Source organism: Seonamhaeicola aphaedonensis (genome assembly GCF_003386195.1).
GTDB classification, from domain to species: domain Bacteria; phylum Bacteroidota; class Bacteroidia; order Flavobacteriales; family Flavobacteriaceae; genus Seonamhaeicola; species Seonamhaeicola aphaedonensis.
In genome coordinates, this window is the sequence record NZ_QRDX01000002.1 from 95,954 (window position 1) to 115,739 (window position 19,786).

The following is a 19,786-nucleotide window of genomic DNA, read 5'->3' on the forward strand; positions in this document are numbered from 1 at the left end:
GGTTGAATGACCTATTTCAGCAAAATATACATGCATATTCAACTAAATTTTATAAGAATATAACAAAGTGTATTTCCTTTTGTAGCCTCAATAAAAGGGAATAAAATAAAAAAATTAGCATGAAAAAAACTACTTATGTAAGCTATAGACTTGTTGTTATACTTCTTTTGTTTGGTATTCAGTTGTCTGCCCAAACTTACGAGCCTTTTTCCCTGAGAAAAAATGTGGAAGTACGAGGTAGTATGCTTGTAGTGGGTAATGCTACGCTTGGAGAAAGTAATAATGATTTTAATGACCTTACTAAAGACAATCAGGATATTTCTATGCAATATATTGATATTGATAGTGATGCCTCTACCTTTAGTTCAAGTAGTGCAGATCTGTCACTACATTTACAACCAGATGGTAGTGCAACAACATGTTATAGGGTTGCATACGCTGGGTTGTACTGGGGGGCTATATTACAGAGTGGTAGTAGGTCAGATATAAATCAAGTCAAATTTAAATTACCTGGAAGTACTAATTATACCGATATTACTGGTGAAATTATTTATGATGCCATAGCCAGTCCCATTATAGCAGAAACTGGTGAACCAGGAAATACACCTTATGCTTGTTATGCTGAAGTAACTGATTTGTTGACAGGACTTTCTAATGTAGAGGGAACTTATACCGTTGCAAATGTGACATCTAGTTTAGGTTTAAACAATTCAACAGGTCTAGCAGCAGGGTGGACCTTAATCGTCATTTATGAGGATCCTAACCTGCATACAAAATCATTTAATATTTTTGATGGATTTAGCCATATATATAATGGGCACCAAGAAACGGTTCCTGTGACAGGCTTTGCTACACCTCCTGCTGGAAATATTGATTTGCAATTTGCTTATGCTGCTTTGGATGGTGATAGAACAAAACGAGCCACTAAGTTGGAAATTAATGGTAAAGAGGTGACCACACCATTAAGATCAGCCAATAAGTTTTTTGGCTCCGTAATAGAAAATGAAAATGGAGTGTCTCACCCAAGAGTCCCATACAGTGATAATACTTTAGGATATGATACAGGGTTTTTGGAAATACTTAATTCGGAGCCCGAGTTTATTAAGAATGGAGATACCTCAGCCGATTTTAGATTACAAGTAGCTAGAGGGCAGGCAGACCCAATATTTGCTTTTCTAGGGGCATTTGCAGTAGATATCATTGCTCCAGATATTCATTTAACCAAGGTAGTATTAGATACTTCTGGAGATGATATTGATGGAGATGATGTGTATTTAGGAGACCAATTATTCTATGAAATAACTTATCAAAGTGTAGGTAATGATAATGTTACCGAGTTTACTATTAAAGATGTACTGCCAGATAATATTGTTTTCGATCCAACTACCGATATAGATTTAACCAATGCAGGAGGAGCAACATTGCAATCTTGGGATCCAGTAACAAGAACACTAATTTTTAGCATCCCAGATCAGTCGGTTGAAGTTGATGATCCTGCTTTTGTTATTCGTTTGGCTGTTCAGGTGGTACCAAACTGTTATGATTTAAGTCAAGCTTGTTCTAATGAAATTATGAACCAAGCTTTTGCAACTTATAGAGGAGTGATTAACCCAACTATAATTGAAGAAGAAGGAAGCTTTGCTACGGTAGAGTGCTTAGGAGTTCCGGGGTCTACAAACTTTATTGTAGATATATCCGATTGTGATTTTACAAGAACTGAAATATTATGTGGATCTAGTGTTGTTTTAACAGCAGCTTCTGGATATGATAACTATTCGTGGTCTACCAGTCCAACTGGAACACCTGTAATAGGTACAGGGCAAACCTATACGGCTACTGAAGTGGGAACTTACTACGTAACCAATACAACAACTTCAACCTGTATTTCTATTCAAGAAGCTATAACGGTAGCTCTTTATGGAACCACACAAACTAACCCAGTTATTCCCTATGCAGATCAAGTTGTTACTTGTCCTAATGACGGGAAACAATTACCATACATTTTCTTGTGTGGAGCTAATGAAACAAGAACAATAAATACAGGAATTAGTGATGCGGCATCAATAGTATGGGAGCAATTAGATGAAAATAGCTGCCCTGCAATGACAATAGATGATTGTGCTAATGAAAATGATGCCTGTACATGGAGTCAAGTAGCAACTGGGCCAGATTATACAGCAAATGCAGCAGGCGAGTTTAGGTTAGTTATTACTTATCCAGGTGGTTGTTTTAGTGTTTTCTATTTTAATGTGTACCAAAACTTATTAAACCCAACCATATCTGCTGAAGATATTATTTGTACAACACTAGGAAGTGTAACCGTTGGCGGTGTGCCTTCTGGCTATGAATATAGCTTGGATCCTAATGGTACATATCAATCATCCAATACGTTTGCCGTAAATACACCTGGGTATTATACAGTTTACATTCAACAAACTGTAGCCGACTCGTTTCCATGTACTTTTCAAACACCTAGCATATATGTGAGACAACGTGATGCCAACTTAACTACAGTAGTTACTCAGCCCGATTGTAATGGGGATAAAGGCAGTATTCAATTACAAGTAAACGATGCGCTTCCACAATATTATTATAGTCTATCTCAAGGAGGTACTTTAGTTAATAGTGTAGGCCCTATTATGGATAGTAATTACACATTTGCAGATCTAAATCCAGGAACATATACATATACGGTAACTACTGATGATGGTTGTATTTTTACTGGTGATATCGACATAATTAGTCCTCCAGTAATTACTGTAACAGCTGCTTTAACTCAACCTTTAACCTGTACCGATGGTGAAATAACCATTTATCCGGTTGGCGGTACACCACCTTATAACTATTTTATCAATAGTACAACGGTGTCCCAAGATTATCCAGAATATATAGTTACAACAGCTGGAACATACAACATTACGGTTATAGATTTCAATGGGTGTGAAGCTTCAACATCAATTACTGTTGATGAGATTTTACCTCCAGAATTTAATATTAACCAAAATAACATCTTGTGTGCCGATGACCCAAATAGTGGTTCAATAACTGTAAATGTAGTCAATGCCAATGGTAATGGTTTGATGTATAGTATTGATGGGGGAACTACTTTTGTGAGCTCAAATGTATTTTCAGGGCTTTCTGCTGGTAGTTATGATGTCGTAGTACAATATTCTTATGACACTGATATATGTGCCACTGTAGCACAAACTATCACCATAACTACGCAAGCCCCAATAACAGGAACGGCTACATTAACAACACCGTTAACTTGTACCACGAGTGGGGTGATTACGATATCGGGTGTAACAGGAGGAACGTCACCGTATGAATATAGTATAGATGGGGTAAACTTTCAAGTAGGAAATACATTCTCTGGATTAACTAATGGAACTTATACAGTTACTGTAAGAGACGCCAGTGGTTGTTCTTCAGCATTAGCTCCTATTACAATTGATGCTTTAGATCCGCCAACCGATATGGCTTTTAGTAGTACACCTTTAACTTGTCCGTCAAACACTTCAGATGTGACCATCACAAGTATAATAGGAGGTACAGCGCCTTTAGAGTACCAAATCATGGCGCCATCAGGATTAGCAACAGCTTACCAGTCCTCAAATATATTTACTGGATTGGCACCAGGTACTTATACCTTCCAGATAAGAGATGCCAATGATTGTACTTATAGTGAAAGCTTTACTATCGATCCATTACCAGCATTAACAGTAGTGGGACAAGCTTTAAGTAATGTCACTTGTTTTGGAGCCTCAGATGGCTCAGCTCAATTTACGGTTTCGGGAACATCAGGGTTCACCTATACTATAAATGGAGGAGCATCTACAGCGGGAGCTTCACCAATTAGTTTAAGCGGATTGGCTTCAGGTAATTATGTCATAGTTATCACAGATACAACCACAAATTGTACAGCAACAGATACATTAAGCATAAGTGGACCACCATCTGCATTAATAGTTTCAGCAACAGAATCGCCAATTACTTGTAACGCTGATGGTAGTGTAATAATAAATGCATCAGGTGGTTGGGGTAGTTATAGTTATGAACTGGAACAACCTGATAGTACTGTTTTAGGACCTCAGGGAAGCATTATGTTTGGAGGACTAACCCAATCAGGAATTTATACGATCACGGTTACCGATGCCAATAGTTGTACTGTTACAACGACTTTTAATTTAAGCTCTCCAAGTAATCCAACTGCAACAATAATCAACGCCGATTACTGTTTTGATGGGACGAATGCTTCTTCCTTTGAAGTAAGTGCTTCAGGGGGTAATCCGCCTTATGAGTATAGTATTAATGGAAGCGTGTACCAATCAAGTCCCATTTTTTCAAACTTAATACCTGGTACTTACGATATTACGGTTAGAGATGCTTTTGGCTGTACTTTTGCCTTGCCTACAGAAACTATTGCAGATCAAATAACTGCTTCGGCTAGTTTAATCAAAGGATTGGATTGTACAGTAAACCCAGACGCAGAAGTTGACGTTTCGGTTTCAGGGGGTACAGCACCATATACTTATGAAATGTCATTTAACGGAGGTGCATTTTCAGTTACGGGAAATCCAACATATGTCTATAATAATACACAAATAGGAGATTATCAATACAGAGTTACTGATGCTTTAGGCTGTGTGGCGTTAACCAATGTGGTGACTATACAACCTATTACAAATCCATCTGCTATAGCTACAGCCACGGATGTATTCTGTAACGGAGATGCCAGTGGTATTGTATCTATTGATATTGATGAAACGCTAGGAGTGCCACCTTATTTAGTAAGTTTTAATGGTTCAGGTTTTACTTCACAAACTGTATATAACGGACTAACTACTGGATCATACAATTATATTGTACAAGATGCTAATAGTTGTGTGTTTAATGGTTCAGTAACGGTTAATGAACCCAATGCTATTACATTAGGGTCAGAAATAATTACACCTATTACATGTGGTGTTGGAGGTAATGTACTTGGTGCTATTCAGATTTTGAATATAACTGGAGGTGTACCTAATTATACTTATACGCTTTTAAATAGTTCTGGAGCAGTAGCTACTACGTCTTCAACGAATCCATTTGGACCTACACCAAATGACAATGTTATATTTAATGATTTAACTTTTGGGAGCTATTATTTAAGAATTATAGATGGTAATGGCTGCGAGTATAACTTCGGCCCTTATTTGGTAGCTTCTGATGTAGATAATTTGGATATCAACACCAGTGCGGGAGGAACCTGTATAGCTGGTGTTTCTTATAATATAGAAATTATTAATGGTACAGGGCCTTTTAGAGTTCGTATTTATGATGGTACTACAACTTTCAGTCCGACTGATGGCGTTACGCCTAATGGATTGCCAGTTTCTAATGTTTCGCCTAACGAAAGGAACCACCAGTTTTCTGGTTTATTGTTTGATGTAAGCTATGTTTTTGAAGTATTAGACACTAGTACTGGATGTACTTATATAGAACAAGTACCCGCCATTCCAAGTCCATCTTCTATAGCAGTAACGGGAACACCTACAGATGTTACCTGTTATGAATTACCAGCTTTAAATAATGGTAGTTTTGATTTTACAGTTACAGGCTATGATGGTGCAGACTTGACTTGGGAAGTATTCGAAAACCTGACCAATACCACTACTGGAATTACTGGAAGTGTTCTTGGTTTAGGAGGTGCAAATTATAGTGACAGTGTATCTGGACTGGCTCCAGGAGATTACTACTTGTTAGTTTCTGAAACGGATCTAGGCTCAACGCAATGTACAGCGATTGTGAATTTCCAAATTAAAGAACCAACAGAGTTAATACTTGCCGAGGTGACCAACATAAATGCTAACTGTAACCAAGATGCACAAGTTGCTGTAAACGCTGGTGGTGGTACACCCCCTTATGAATATGCTTTTGTAGTTGATGGTACTATACCCAGTGCAGGTGATTGGACGTCAAGTAGCTTAGCTTTCTTAGATCCAACAGCAAGTAACGATTGGGATGTTTATGTGCGCGATTTAAATGGATGTAACATTGCTCTACCACTTGATGTTACAATTACAGATGATACATTACCAACAGTAACAGTACCTGCTATAGCAGACGACCAATGTACTTCATATGGTGGTTCTTATACTTTTACCGCTGTACCCGGTGGAGGCGAAGTAACACCTGTTACTTACAGTATTGATGGTGTAAATTTCCAATCAAGCACTACCTTTATAGTTTCAACTCCGGGTACCTATACCGTAACTATTCGTGACGGAAATGGTTGTACGGCAACAGATTCAATCACTATTTATCCGCCCATACAAATTAATGCTCAGGTATCAGCATTGCCTTCCTGTAACAATAACGATGGTATTATTACCGTAACAGGTTATGGTGGTTCTGGAAATTACACTTATGAAATCACCTCAGGACCTATTTTATCAGGACCACAAGTATCTAATGTATTTAATAGTCTGCCAAGTGGGACTTTTACCATAACTATAGCTGATACAACAACGGCTTGTACAGACCAAATAGATGTTATTTTGGATGCTGCAACTCCAGTTATATTTACACCTGTTGCTACCAACGTGAGTTGTAATGGAGGAAACGATGGTACTATTACTGTAAACTTAGCAGCAAGTAATGATAATCCGCCATACATTTATGAGATTACTTCAGGACCTGTACTCATGGGAGCACAAAATTCGAATATTTTCACAGGCTTGCCAGCTGGAACTTATGATATTACGGTAACTTCAGGTAGAAATTGTATAACCACGGAACCTGTTGTTATTGGGGAACCATTGCTATTAGGGGTTTCGGGATTGGCAACCGATTTTGCTTGTGCACCAGATAACTCAGTGAATACATCAACGCTTACTATTACCGAGAGTGGAGGAACTGCTCCATTTGCTTATAGTATAGATGGTATCAACTATTTTACTACCAATACATTTAATATCATAGATACAGGCAGTGTTCAAACCATTGATATCTATGTAAGGGATGCTAATGGTTGTACAGCATCAAGTTCTGTAAATATTAACCCGTTACCAGCATTAAATATGGCTTCAGCAGCTATAGCCACACCAATAGATTGTAACAATACAGGAACGGTTTCAATATCTGTTACAGGAGGTTCGGGTAATTTTAGCTATCAACTATTGCCTAGTGGTACGTCTCAAGTTTCAAATACGTTTACTATTACAGCCCCAGGAACCTATTATTTCCAAGTTAATGATTTAGATACCGGATGTAGTATTGATACTCCTGCATTGACAATCGCTCCTTTTGATATTATAGAAGCAATAGCTACAGCAACAACAGCAATAACTTGTTTTGGAGATAACAATGGTGCATTCGAGTTTAGTGTAAATGGTTATTCCGGAGCATATAATTATGAAGTATTTAATAGTTCAGGAGTATCTGTGAGTGGTGTTTTGGCTGGTAATACATCTACGAATCCTCAAGTAGTGAACGGAATGAATGCTGGTAGTTATTATGTTGAAATTACAGAAACAGCAAGTCCGTTCTGTTCAACTACAACAAATATGATTACTATAGATTCACCTATAACGGCATTGATGCTTTCATTGTCCGAAACATCTAATGTAACCTGTAATGACAATCAAGGTACTATAACGGCTATAGCCAGTGGTGGTTGGGGTGATTATCAATATGAATTAACTGGAACCGCAACCGTGCCCTATTCATCAAATGGAACGTTTACAAACCTTACGGCTGGATCTTATATAGTTAATGTGATGGATGCTGGAGGCTGTATCGTTTCAGAAAATATAACCCTTAATTTGCCAACCCCCATAGATGCAACAATCTTAGCTACACCAACATTATTAAACTGTTTTGGAGATGCTAATGCTACCATTACCATAAATAATGTTACTGGAGGGCAAGGTGGTAATTATAGTTATACACTGAATATGATTGCCCCAACAGTGAGTACTTCGGGTCCACAAACGTCACCAGTATTTAATGGATTGGGTGCTGGAACTTATAATGTTACAGTAACCGATGGTTATAACTGTTCATATACAACACCAGATGTAGTAATAGATGAGCCGACACAAATAATAGCTTCGTTGGTAGCTACAAGCACACAAACCTGCGTAAATGATGCCACACTCACCTTGAGTGCAACTGGAGGCACAGGAACCTATGAGTATAGTAATACAGATACTTTTACAACAGTATTGGGTTCTTTCAATAGCTCAATAACCTTCCCTGTAAGTCCAGGAACCTATGAATATTACATAAGAGATGCTAATGGTTGTGTGGCCAGTGTTTCTAATAGCATTACTATAGAACCAATAGACCCATTGACTATTAATCTGGACATAACCAACGCAACGGTTAACTGTGCTGGAGATTCAACAGGTGTTATCGTAGCCGAGGCGCAGGGTGGTTTAGGAAATTATATTTATACCTTACAGGATGGTTCTGGAAATGATATCCTTGGAGCCATACAAAACAGTCCAGGTGTCTTTACTGATTTACCAATTGGAACCTACCAAGTACATGTAGAAAGTGTTGATTGTGAGGTAACTTCAGCTACTGTAATCATCACAGAACCTTCAGAACCATTAGTGGCACAATTTACGGTAACCGATATTACTTGTAATGGTGAAAATGATGGAATTATTGAAGTCTTGGCTTCTGGTGGAACAGGTATTATTAAGTATGCTATTACGCCTAGATTGGATCAATTTTTTGATGAACCTTTATTTGATGAATTGGCTTCAGGATTTTACGATATTATAGTTCAAGATGAATTAGGATGTTACGTCTTACTTGAAGATATTGAAGTTGTTGAAGCTGCTCCCGTAATCTTGAGCATTGTACAAAACTCTATATTGCCCGAGGTTTGTGAAGGTGATATGAATGGGGAGTTTAGTATAGATATTTCAGGAGGAAGCTTACCATATAGTGTAGCTTTAGATGACATTAATGGTGCTTATACTATGGGCGCACCAACACAGACTATATTTGATTTTACTGGATTAAACGGTGGTGACCATATAGTTTATGTGATAGATGCTCAAGGATGTGAATCTGAATGGAATATAACATTCCCTGAATCTGTAAGATTAGATCCATCAGTTGAGGTCGAGTACTGTACAGATGTAGCTGACGCCTCTAGCAATGCCGTGACTGTAATTCTAGATTCTAGTGTGGATCCTGCCGAAGTAGATTACTCATTAGATGGTGTAAACTTCCAGACTAACAATATATTTATAGATCTACCTGCAGGCTTGAACCAATCCATCACTGTGCGGCATACTAATGGTTGTGAACAAGTAGCCTTTTTTGATATTATTCAATATGACCCTTTAGAAATTGCTTTAAGCGATGGCACTATTAATGAAATTTTGGCACAGGCTAGTGGTGGTTCTGGGAACTATGAATATGCGATTCAACGTGTAAATGAGGTCGATTTTGAACCCTATAAAGATACAGGAACATTCATCATTTATGAATCGGGAGAATACACGGTTACTGTTACAGATAGTAATGGTTGTATAGCTACAGCATCTCGTTATTTTGAATTTATAGATGTATGTATTACAAACTATTTTGTGCCAAGAAATGGTGGTTGGGGACCCGGATGCACAACGCAATATAGAAACTTAACCTTTGATATTTTTGATAGATATGGTCGTAAAATAGCCACACTTGGTGTAGATGAGAAATGGGATGGTACCTATAATGGAAAAGAACTACCAACAGGAGATTATTGGTATGTGGTTAAACTTAATGATGCTAAAGATAAAAGAGAATTTGTAGGTCATTTTACACTATATAGGTAAATACTTAAGATTATGATTAAAAAAGCCCTCACATATATACTATTTGTTTTTGTAGTAAGTAGTTTTGCTCAAGAGCTCAATTTACCTGTATTTACACAATATTTGGCAGATAATAATTTTGTTATCTCACCTACTTATGCTGGTATTGGTGATAATGTTAAAATTAGAGCGAACGGGTTAACCCAATGGGTTGGTATAAAAGGCGCACCAGACAACCAATCTTTATATGGTGATGTAAGGATAGCAGATAGAACAGGTGTTGGATTATCGTTGTATAATGATAGAAATGGAAATACTATTCAAACAGGTGCTAAGTTTTCTTTTGCGCATCATTTGGTGTTAGATTATTATTCTAAAATGTATTTATCGTTTGGTCTTTCATATAACATTAATAATTTTCGAATAGATATTAATAACTTTAATACTACTTATGAGAACCCAACCATAGATCCGTATATAACCGACGATAGAAGAACAACCAACCATAACTTTGATATAGGGGCCCTTTATAGGCTTAAAGGGTTCTTTTTAAGCTTAAACTTAAATAATGTTTTAGATAAGGATTTTGATTCATCAGAACGTATTTTTGAGCCTAATTTGCTTTTAAATTATCAGATATATTCTGGTTATACTTTTAGGGGTACTATTCATAAAAGGAACCGTTTAGAATTTGAACCCTCTATTTTATATCAAATGTTCACCAGTGACAAGCGTTCTGCTACCGATATAAACTTCAAGTTTAGAAAATACGACAGAAACGATGATTATTTCTGGGGAGGCATCTCTTACCGTTTTCTAAATGACCAGTTGTTGAAACCTCTAAACATAGGTCCTATGGTTGGTTTTAAAAAATCACTTTTCTATTTTGGGTATGCTTATCAGGTGACTACAAATGATTTGTCTGGTTATAATTCTGGGACACATGTGGTTACTGTGGGTATTGACTTCTTGCAAGGTATTAGCAATTGTCCGTGTACACAAAGTGTAACACGCAGTGATATGAAATAGATTTTTCCTTAAAAAAATCACTAAATTTCTGGGTCTATATTTGAGGCAAATTTAAAGTAGGCTGAATTCATTTTTAATCTTAAATAGAATATATTTGTTAGGATATTAATCCTAATAGTATGATTGCCACAGAAACTGTTAATGATAAGTACATAAATAGAGAAATAAGTTGGTTACAGTTTAATGCCAGAGTTTTACAAGAAGCAGCTGATGAGAATGTTCCCTTAATTGAAAGGCTTAGGTTTTTAGGAATATTTTCAAATAATTTAGATGAATTTTTTAAGGTAAGATACGCCACTGTTAAACGAATTGTAGACGCAGGTAAAGAAGGTAAAAATCAGTTAGGAGGTATTCCAGCCACTGAATTACTTGAAATCATAACTCAAATTGTTATCGATCAACAAGCAGAAAGTATAGAAGTTTTAGATGAAATAGATAATAGACTTAAGGAAGAAAATATCTATGTTATAAATGAAACTGAAATAGATAGCAGTCAACACGATTTTATTAAGAATTATTTTTTTCAGAATGTAAGCTCTGAGTTAGTTACCATAGTATTAAATGATTTAGTACAACTACCCAATCTTAAAGATACTGCAGCGTATTTGGCAGTGAAAATGCAGATGAAAGATGGTGCCAAGCAATACGCACTCATCGAAATCCCTAAAGGAATTAGTAGATTTATAGTGCTTCCAAAGCAAAACGGGAATAATTATATAATTATGTATGATGATTTGCTTAGGTATTGTTTGAGTGATATTTTCAGCATTTTTGATTACGAAACCATTTCAGCTCATATGGTAAAAATTACCAGAGATGCTGAACTTGATTTTGAAAGTGATTTAAGTAAGAGTTTTATTGAAAAGATTTCAGATAGTGTTAAACACAGAGAAGTAGGTGATCCGGTTCGTTTTGTTTATGATAAAACCATAGATGAAGACACTTTACGTCATTTAATGGAGATGATGGGTGTAGATAACACTGATAGTATTATTCCTGGCGGGCGTTATCATAATAAACGTGATTATATGAGTTTTCCCAGTCTGGGTAGAACCGATTTAATGTATGATAGAAATGAGGCCTTACAAGTGAAAGGATTGAGTTTAAAAACTAGTCTTTTCAAAGCAATTAAGCAAAAAGACTATATGGTTCATGCTCCTTATCATACTTTTTCTTATATAGTTAAATTTTTAAGGGAAGCGGCTTTAGACCCTAAAGTAAGAACCATAAAAATCACCATTTATAGATTAGCTGAAATTTCGCATGTCGCCAGTGCTTTAATGAATGCTGCCATTAATGGAAAAGCCGTTACGGTATCTATTGAATTAAGAGCTCGCTTTGATGAGGAAGCTAACATACACTATGCAGAAGAAATGAAAAAGGAAGGTGTTAATCTTCACTTTGGGGTTCCAGGATTAAAAGTGCATAGTAAAATGTGTGTTATAGAGCGTGAAGAAGGAGGCAAACTTAAACGCTATGGTTTTATTAGTACGGGAAATTTCAATGAGTCAACTGCCAAAATATACACAGATTACACACTATTCACATACAATCAAGCTATTTTAAAGGAGCTTAATAAGATTTTTAATTTCTTCGAGACTAATTATCGTGTCTATTCCTACAAGCACTTAATTGTATCTCCTCATTATACTGAAAAACGGTTTTTTAAACTGATAAATGAAGAGATTGAGAAAAGTAATAAAGGTGAAGAGGGTTATATAAGAGTTAAGATGAATAGTTTATCAAATTACGCTATGGTTGATAAGTTATATGAAGCTAGTAACGCTGGTGTAAAGATTGATATGATAATTCGAGGAATATGTTGTTTAATTCCCGGTATAGAAGGTATGAGTGAGAATATTAAGGTAATTAGTGTTGTTGATAAATTTTTAGAACATCCTAGAGTTTATATATTTGGAAAAGGAGAAGCTGCAAAAGTGTATATATCTTCTGCAGATTGGATGACCAGAAACATACACAATAGGGTAGAAGTAAGTTGTCCAATATATGATCGTGAAATTAAACAGGAAGTAATAGATACATTCAATATTTGTTGGAGTGATAATGTAAAAGCACGGTTAATTAATACTTCCAATGAAAATGAATATAAAACAGACGATAATCGTAAAGTAAGATCACAAATTGCCATCTATGATTATTATCTAGATAAGCTCAAAGATTAATATGCTTTCAATAAAAAAATACGCTGCCATTGATATTGGATCTAATGCTGTTAGGTTATTAATTTCAAATGTAATAGAAGAAAAAGGTAAGCCAGTAAGATTTAAAAAGAATTCTTTAGTGAGGGTTCCCATTCGTTTAGGTGCTGATGTTTTTATAAAGCAGCGAATTTCAAAAGAAAACATTAAAAGGATGCTTGACACCATGCTAGCATTTAAACTACTCATGCAATCGCATAAAGTAGTTAAATATAAAGCTTGTGCAACCTCTGCAATGAGAGAATCTAAAAACGGCAAAGCCGTTGTTGATGAAGTTTTAGAACATGCAGGTATTAATATTGATATAATAGGAGGAGAAGAAGAAGCAGCTATTATTGCAGCTACAGATTTAAATAAATACATCGATCCTGAAAAGACATACTTATATGTGGACGTTGGTGGAGGTAGTACAGAATTTACTGTGATCCATAGAGGAAACCAAATAATATCAAGATCTTTTAAAATAGGAACTGTTAGGTTACTCAATGATATGGTTATAAAGGAAACATGGCATGAACTGCAACAATGGATTGAAGATAATGCAAAGCATTATTCTAAAATATCAGTTTTAGGTTCTGGAGGAAACATCAATAAAATATTCAAAATTTCGGGTAAACCCTTAGGGAAACCACTATCATATTTTTATATGACATCTTACTATAACACGTTGCAAACCTATTCATATGAGGAAAGGATAACAGAGTTAGATTTAAATCAAGATAGGGCAGATGTTATTATTCCAGCCATGAGAATTTATCTTTCCGCAATGAAATGGAGTGGATCAAAAAACATTTATGTGCCTAAAATAGGGTTGGCAGATGGGATTATAAAAAGTATATATTTTGATACAGTTTCTAGTAATACACAGTAAAATTCTGCACTTTACCTTTAAAATATTTCAAATTTGTTTAAAAAATATATCTTCGCTTTAAGAATGTTTGCATTTAAATAAACCCAAACCTATTAATTATGAAAAAAACATTACTCTTAGCCGTATTTATTGGTTTATCAACCATTTATGGATTTTCCCAAGAAACAAAATTTGGTGTTCGTGCTGGTTTAAACATTTCAAATATGGATTTTGAACCAGATGCTACCTTTAGTAATAAGCATAGAAATGGCTTTATGATTGGTTTCTTTGGAGAATTTGGACTATCTAAAGGTGTTGCTTTAGTACCTGAACTTCAGTTTTCTTCTGAAGGAGGGAAAGATGAATCTATTAGAATAGATTATATACAAGTTCCTGCATATTTCAAATTTAAGATTAGCGAAAAACTAAGACTAGGGCTTGGGCCTCAAGTTGGAATTAAGGTGCATGAATACGAAGATGGATTTAGAAATTTCGCATATTCAGGTGTTGGTGGTATAGAATTTAAGGTATCCCATCAATTATTTTTAGATGCTAGATACACCTATGGATTTGTAAATGCTTTAGACGATATTGAGAGTTTTGAAGCTACTAATACAAATATTCAATTTGGATTTGGTTATAAGTTTTAACCATGAACTGTCTCCTTTTTTCCTAGATTAGACATGATTTTAGCTTCATATTCAAGAAGTTGTTGCCATTTGGTATCAACTTCTTTTTTATTTCCATACTTTCTGGCAAAACCTAAAAACATGGTATAGTGATTAGCTTCGCTTACCATTAACTTTCTATAAAACTCTGCTAATTCTTTGTCTTCTAATGCTTCTGAAAGTAACCTGAAACGTTCACAACTTCTAGCTTCAATTAAACCAGCATAAAGTAACCTATGTACTAATTGCGTTGTTCTACTACCTCCTTTTGGAAAGAATTTTAAGAGTTGTACAACATACTCATCTTTTCTATCACGACCTAAAACCCAGCCTCGTTCTAAAATTTTATCATGAACCATTTTGAAATGACTGATTTCTTCTTTTACCAAAGCCACCATTTCTTGAACTAACTCTGTATATTCAGGGAAACTAACAATTAATGAAATGGCGGTACTGGTTGCCTTCTGCTCGCAAAAGGCATGATCGGTTAAAATTTCCTCAATGTTTTTTTCAACAATATTCACCCATCGTGGGTCTGTTGGTAATTTGAGTCCTAGCATCTTTTTATGGTTTTAAACATCCAGATTAAACGTTTTCTTTAACAATTCAATATTTGGGTTTTTTTCTTTAAGCCTTTCAAACTTTTCAATAGGTGTATAGGCGTATTGTTTTTCCATTACTTCATTAACAGTAATGGCAAGATTTATATCGAAGTTATTAAGTGATTTTCTTATAAACGCTAATAAATCGTACTGATTGCGTTCAATTTCTAGTTTATTTGTTTCTGTTGGGTATTCTAGATGAATTATGGTTTCTGCAACTTTAGGTTTATCTATAGATAAAATGGAAGCTAAATTACGTTTTCCTGACTTTTGTAAGTTTTCAATATAGGCATCCCAAACTTTTATGAGTTCTCTTTCAGTAAAATCGTCTTTAGGCAAATCTTCTTCATCAATAATAACATTCATTTGCCTTATTTGATGTTCTTTTTTAGTTTTTAAACTACTTAAAGACAATCCAGAAGTACGCTTGCCTTCTTGTTTAAGTATTATTTTAGGAGGTTCTTTAACCTGAAAAGATTCAACAACCTTAGTAGGTGTTTCATTTGGGCTACTTAACACATCTTCTTGTTTAACATCCTCAGAAATTATAGCATCTTTTTGTTGTTTGGGGACAATAACTGTTAAGGGATTAATACCTTTGTTTTTAAAATAGCTAGGCGGAATTATGTAATGTCTGCTATTTTTTTTTTTCTCCATCAAAAGTGATAGAGGCAAGTTGCATAAGACAAAGTTCAACCAATAAACGTTGATTTTTACTCGATTTATATTTGAGGTCACAATCGTTTGCCAAATTGATCCCTTGTATTAAAAAGTCTCTTGAAGCCTTTCTAGACTGTTCTAAATATTTTTGTTTTGTCTGGTCACCAACTTCTAAAAGAGGAATAGTGTTTTCGGTTTTACTAACCAATAAATCTCTAAAATGAGATGCTAAACCTGCAATGTAATGATGACCATCAAAACCTTTCGAAAGTGTTTTATTAAAAAGTAATAGCAGTTCTGGTATTTTATTTTGTAGAATTAAGTCAGTGCTTTCAAAATAAGTTTCGTAATCCAGTACATTTAAATTTTCTGTTACCGCTTGTCTAGTGAGATTTTTACCAGAAAAACTAACCACTCTATCAAAAATAGAAAGCGCATCTCTCATAGCGCCATCTGCTTTTTGGGCTATAATGTGTAAAGCATCATCTTCAGCTTCAACATCTTGTTCTTGTGCAATATATTTTAGATACTCTTTGGCATCTTTTACTGTAATTCGTTTAAAATCGAAAATCTGGCACCGAGACAGAATAGTGGGTATAATTTTATGCTTTTCAGTAGTTGCTAAAATAAAAATACAATGTTTAGGCGGCTCCTCTAAGGTTTTTAAAAAAGCATTAAAGGCTGCCTGAGACAACATGTGTACCTCGTCAATAATATATACCTTATATTTTCCAACTTGGGGTGGAATTCTAACTTGGTCTGTTAGATTTCTAATATCATCAACCGAGTTGTTAGAGGCCGCATCCAACTCAAAAATATTAAAAGCAAAGTCTTCATCTGTTTCTGTACCATCACTATTAATCATTTTGGCCAATATTCGTGCGCAGGTTGTTTTACCAACGCCACGTGGGCCAGTAAATAATAAAGCTTGTGCTAAATGATTATTTTCAATGGCATTTAAGAGCGTATTGGTAATAGCCTGTTGGCCAACAACATCCTTAAAGGTTTGTGGTCTATACTTTCTGGCTGATACTACAAAGTGCTCCATAGAAATTTACGTCAGTTTGAGTGATTTTCGATATAAAATTTATCGAAAACAAGTAAATTTTAGTCTCAAAAAGTTTCTCGATACATTTCAAATAAACTCGAAACAATCGAAATGACATTTAGACTATAACAAAGTTAAAAATTCAACTTACAAATTAGAATTCTAAACGTACTATTTAAAAGGAGTTATTAACAAGTATTCTACAGAGGTTAAACTTGATTATAACAACAAAATAACTTAAATTTAAATAATTATTTAAGTCATAAAGAATAGATTTTTAAATGCATATAATGGAAACTGTTTGGTTAATAATAATACCAGTATTGATTTTTTTAATGGTTACGGTTCTTTTTTGGAAGTTTTTTGATGGCTTTTACAAAAGATTGTACAGTAAAAAGCTAAGAGATACTTGGGGCTCTAGAGCTTTTTATTGGAGTAATGGACTTTTCTTTAGTGGTGGTGTTACAGTTCTAATAATTTATATTTTGCAATCCATAAACATTTTATAATTTTAAAATATTGTATAGAGGCAATATCGAAACCTACTAAACTTTATCATAGATTCTTTCTTCAAATCTTAGAGAATAAAAAAACTTTAATAAATTTAGAATTACTATTGTATTTTTGTACTTAAGTAAATTGCCTTATCGCTCAAGTGCTGAATTTATTTTAGCATCTAATCAATGTAGTTTTTTGCTTTGTTGAAAAAGGTACTGAAACAAGTTCAGCACTCTGGGAGGAAAGTCCGAACACCGCAGTGCAACATAGTGGTTAACGGCCACCAGTCGAGAGGTTAGGAAAAGTGCAACAGAAAGTATGTACAGGTTATGCTGTAGTGAAATCAGGTAAACTCTATGTGGTGCAATGTCATGTATACCAACGTTTAAGGGTTGCACGCCCAATGTTGGAGGGTAGACAGCTAAAGTGTATTGGTAACAATGCACTGAGATAAATGATAAGGGTCACGCTTGGACGTGATACAGAATTCGGCTTATAGATTTACTTAAATATAATAATAAACCCTTCTTAAATTCAAGAAGGGTTTATAGTTAAATACAGTTTATTAGACTAATTACTCTTTTGGAGAATAAGATAAATCTCTCCTTATTTCTCCTGTCACTTCTTCAACTTTTGTGGCATAATTCATTACTTTCATAAAGGTATCATAACGTTCAGGTCCTAGTAATTTTTTGTTTTCTTCAGATTTTGTTGCTGAATCTATGGCATCTTTACTAGACATGGCAACCATGTAATAGTTTTCTGCTGCGCCAAATCCAGAATGGTAAACTCTGTAATGATTTTTAGAACCTTTACTAGTGTACATTTCCTTAACAGCTTGCATACCTTCTTTAATTTTTTGATGGTCTTTTGGTAAATAGTGAATAAAATAAAAATCACGATAATCTTGTCCTTCTTGAGTTTGAGTTATACCATCTGGCATGTAACTTAGTTCATTACTAAGTACAATAATATAATCGAAGTGGCTGTCATAGCATTGGTCAAATCGTTCAAATAATTTTCCAAAGTCTTCACCCATAGCTTTAGCCATATCTGCGAATGGTCTTTCGTCTAAGGTGGCAAAATTTTCAATTGGCGATACATATAAATACCTAAAATCATCCATAGTTGTGGTTAACCATTTGCCTTGAAAATTGTATTCAACACAGGCTGCATTAAATTCTTTGGCTATTTTTTCGTATTCCATAAACGTTGATGGTTTTACGTTATCCTGATGTACCCAGTACATTTGTTGGGCAGAGGATAGATTAATGACTAAACATAAGATGATTGCAGAAAAAATTGTTTTTTTGATAGTTTTCATAATGATGATTATTAGTTTATTAATATTAGTTTGTTAAGGGTGGCGAGATACCAAGTTTTTCGAATATGGTTAAATTATCATAATAAGCCTCCTCACTCACAAATTGCCCATCGGCATTTAAAGTCCATACACTAAATCCATCAGTTTCAATCTTCTTTCCAGTTGGTGCATTGCCCATAAAATCACCATTATGTGTACCAGTAACTGTCCAAGCAATATAAATTTTATTGTCGTTGATATCTACATTGTTGACCTTAACCGTGAAATCAGGGAAAGCAGTAACAAATGTATTCATGAAGGTTTCATATTCTTCAATGGTTTTTACCTCCAGGGTACCATTTGAGGATCGAGTTAAATTTGGGACAGATAGAGCCTTCAAATTTGAAATATCATGTGTATTCCAGCCATCAACCACTTGTGCAATGGCATCCATTTTGTTGAGATCCGATTCAGACATGCTCGCAATGTCTTCAAATTCTGAATTCATAGAGGTGCCATCGTAATACACGTGTTCTTCAACAATTTTTCCATCAACAAATTGCACAGCCAGATGAACGGGAATAATCAATTCTTTTTTGGTGGTGGCCACTGTAGACTTGTGTGTTGCCCAATAGTAGACCCATGTTTCGTCATCCTTGTCCAACACCATTTCTATGTATTCTTTATCATGGTTAAACCCATATGAGGCCATAGCATCTGCCATAGTTTGTAATTCTTTGGCTCTGTCAGAAACACTCAAAGGCTTTGTTGAATTCACAAATATTTTTGCGGTATCTACAAAATGACTTTGCCATTTTTCCCAATCTCCAGACTCGTAAGCTTCAATGCCAGATTTTAAGGCAGTAGTTTCGGCTGATTCGGCGAAATAGCGCTGTGGTTTGTTTTGGCAAGCAATAAACAGAACTAATGCTAGCCCAATTAGAAAAAGTTTTTTCATTTAGTTATGGTTTTAGGTTAGTAATATAATTTTACCACAACCATAAAAGGTATAACCTTTTATGAAATAGAATGAAGTTAATAATAGAGTCAGGGACTCTTAAGGAGAACCCTAATATACTGAAAAAAAAATAATTATAGAATATAAAGAG

9 protein-coding genes, 1 other RNA gene and 1 pseudogene are annotated in these 19,786 nt (G+C 35.0%); 7 read left to right on the plus strand and 4 right to left on the minus strand.

Annotated features, from left to right (window positions below):
- Positions 1-119 precede the first annotated feature (119 nt).
- The 5 genes from DFQ02_RS04180 to DFQ02_RS04200 all read left to right on the plus strand — a co-directional run bounded on the left by DFQ02_RS04180 (position 120) and on the right by DFQ02_RS04200 (position 14,548).
- Positions 120-9,821, plus strand: a complete 9,702-nt coding sequence (locus DFQ02_RS04180) for a T9SS type B sorting domain-containing protein (protein ID WP_116039753.1) — start codon at positions 120-122, stop codon at positions 9,819-9,821.
- Between the two features lie 15 nt (positions 9,822-9,836).
- Positions 9,837-10,829: a PorP/SprF family type IX secretion system membrane protein gene (locus DFQ02_RS04185; RefSeq protein ID WP_449441383.1), complete on the plus strand. Its 993-nt coding sequence runs from the start codon at positions 9,837-9,839 to the stop codon at positions 10,827-10,829.
- A 119-nt stretch (positions 10,830-10,948) separates the two neighbouring features.
- Positions 10,949-13,012: a polyphosphate kinase 1 gene (gene ppk1 / locus DFQ02_RS04190; RefSeq protein ID WP_116039755.1), complete on the plus strand. Its 2,064-nt coding sequence runs from the start codon at positions 10,949-10,951 to the stop codon at positions 13,010-13,012.
- A 1-nt stretch (position 13,013) separates the two neighbouring features.
- Positions 13,014-13,919, plus strand: coding sequence for a Ppx/GppA phosphatase family protein (locus DFQ02_RS04195; protein ID WP_116039756.1), 906 nt, complete (start codon positions 13,014-13,016; stop codon positions 13,917-13,919).
- 98 nt (positions 13,920-14,017) lie between these two features.
- Positions 14,018-14,548 (plus strand): porin family protein, encoded by a 531-nt coding sequence (locus DFQ02_RS04200; protein WP_116039757.1) that lies wholly within the window; start codon positions 14,018-14,020, stop codon positions 14,546-14,548.
- On the opposite strand, the gene miaE is transcribed toward DFQ02_RS04200, so the two are convergent.
- A complete protein-coding gene (gene miaE, locus DFQ02_RS04205; RefSeq protein ID WP_116039758.1) occupies positions 14,545-15,126 on the minus strand; it encodes a tRNA-(ms[2]io[6]A)-hydroxylase in 582 nt (193 codons plus the stop codon). The two genes, DFQ02_RS04200 and miaE, sit on opposite strands and share 4 nt — an antisense overlap.
- Positions 15,127-15,138: 12 nt before the next feature.
- Positions 15,139-16,876 (minus strand): annotated as a pseudogene (gene dnaX, locus DFQ02_RS04210) (DNA polymerase III subunit gamma/tau).
- Positions 16,877-17,166: 290 nt separating this feature from the next.
- Here dnaX and DFQ02_RS04215 point away from each other — a divergent pair.
- The gene (locus DFQ02_RS04215) at positions 17,167-17,385 is read left to right on the plus strand and encodes a hypothetical protein (RefSeq protein WP_116039759.1); all 219 of its coding nucleotides are present in this window, start codon (positions 17,167-17,169) and stop codon (positions 17,383-17,385) included.
- A gap of 168 nt (positions 17,386-17,553) precedes the next feature.
- Positions 17,554-17,886, plus strand: an RNA gene (gene rnpB / locus DFQ02_RS04220) — RNase P RNA component class A.
- Between the two features lie 62 nt (positions 17,887-17,948).
- Here rnpB and DFQ02_RS04225 read toward each other — a convergent pair.
- Complete coding sequence (locus tag DFQ02_RS04225; protein ID WP_116039760.1) at positions 17,949-18,698, minus strand: hypothetical protein; 750 nt, start codon at positions 18,696-18,698, stop codon at positions 17,949-17,951.
- A 25-nt stretch (positions 18,699-18,723) separates the two neighbouring features.
- On the minus strand, positions 18,724-19,635 hold the full coding sequence (locus DFQ02_RS04230) for an ester cyclase (protein ID WP_116039761.1): 912 nt from the start codon (positions 19,633-19,635) through the stop codon (positions 18,724-18,726).
- Between the last annotated feature and the right edge of the window lie 151 nt (positions 19,636-19,786).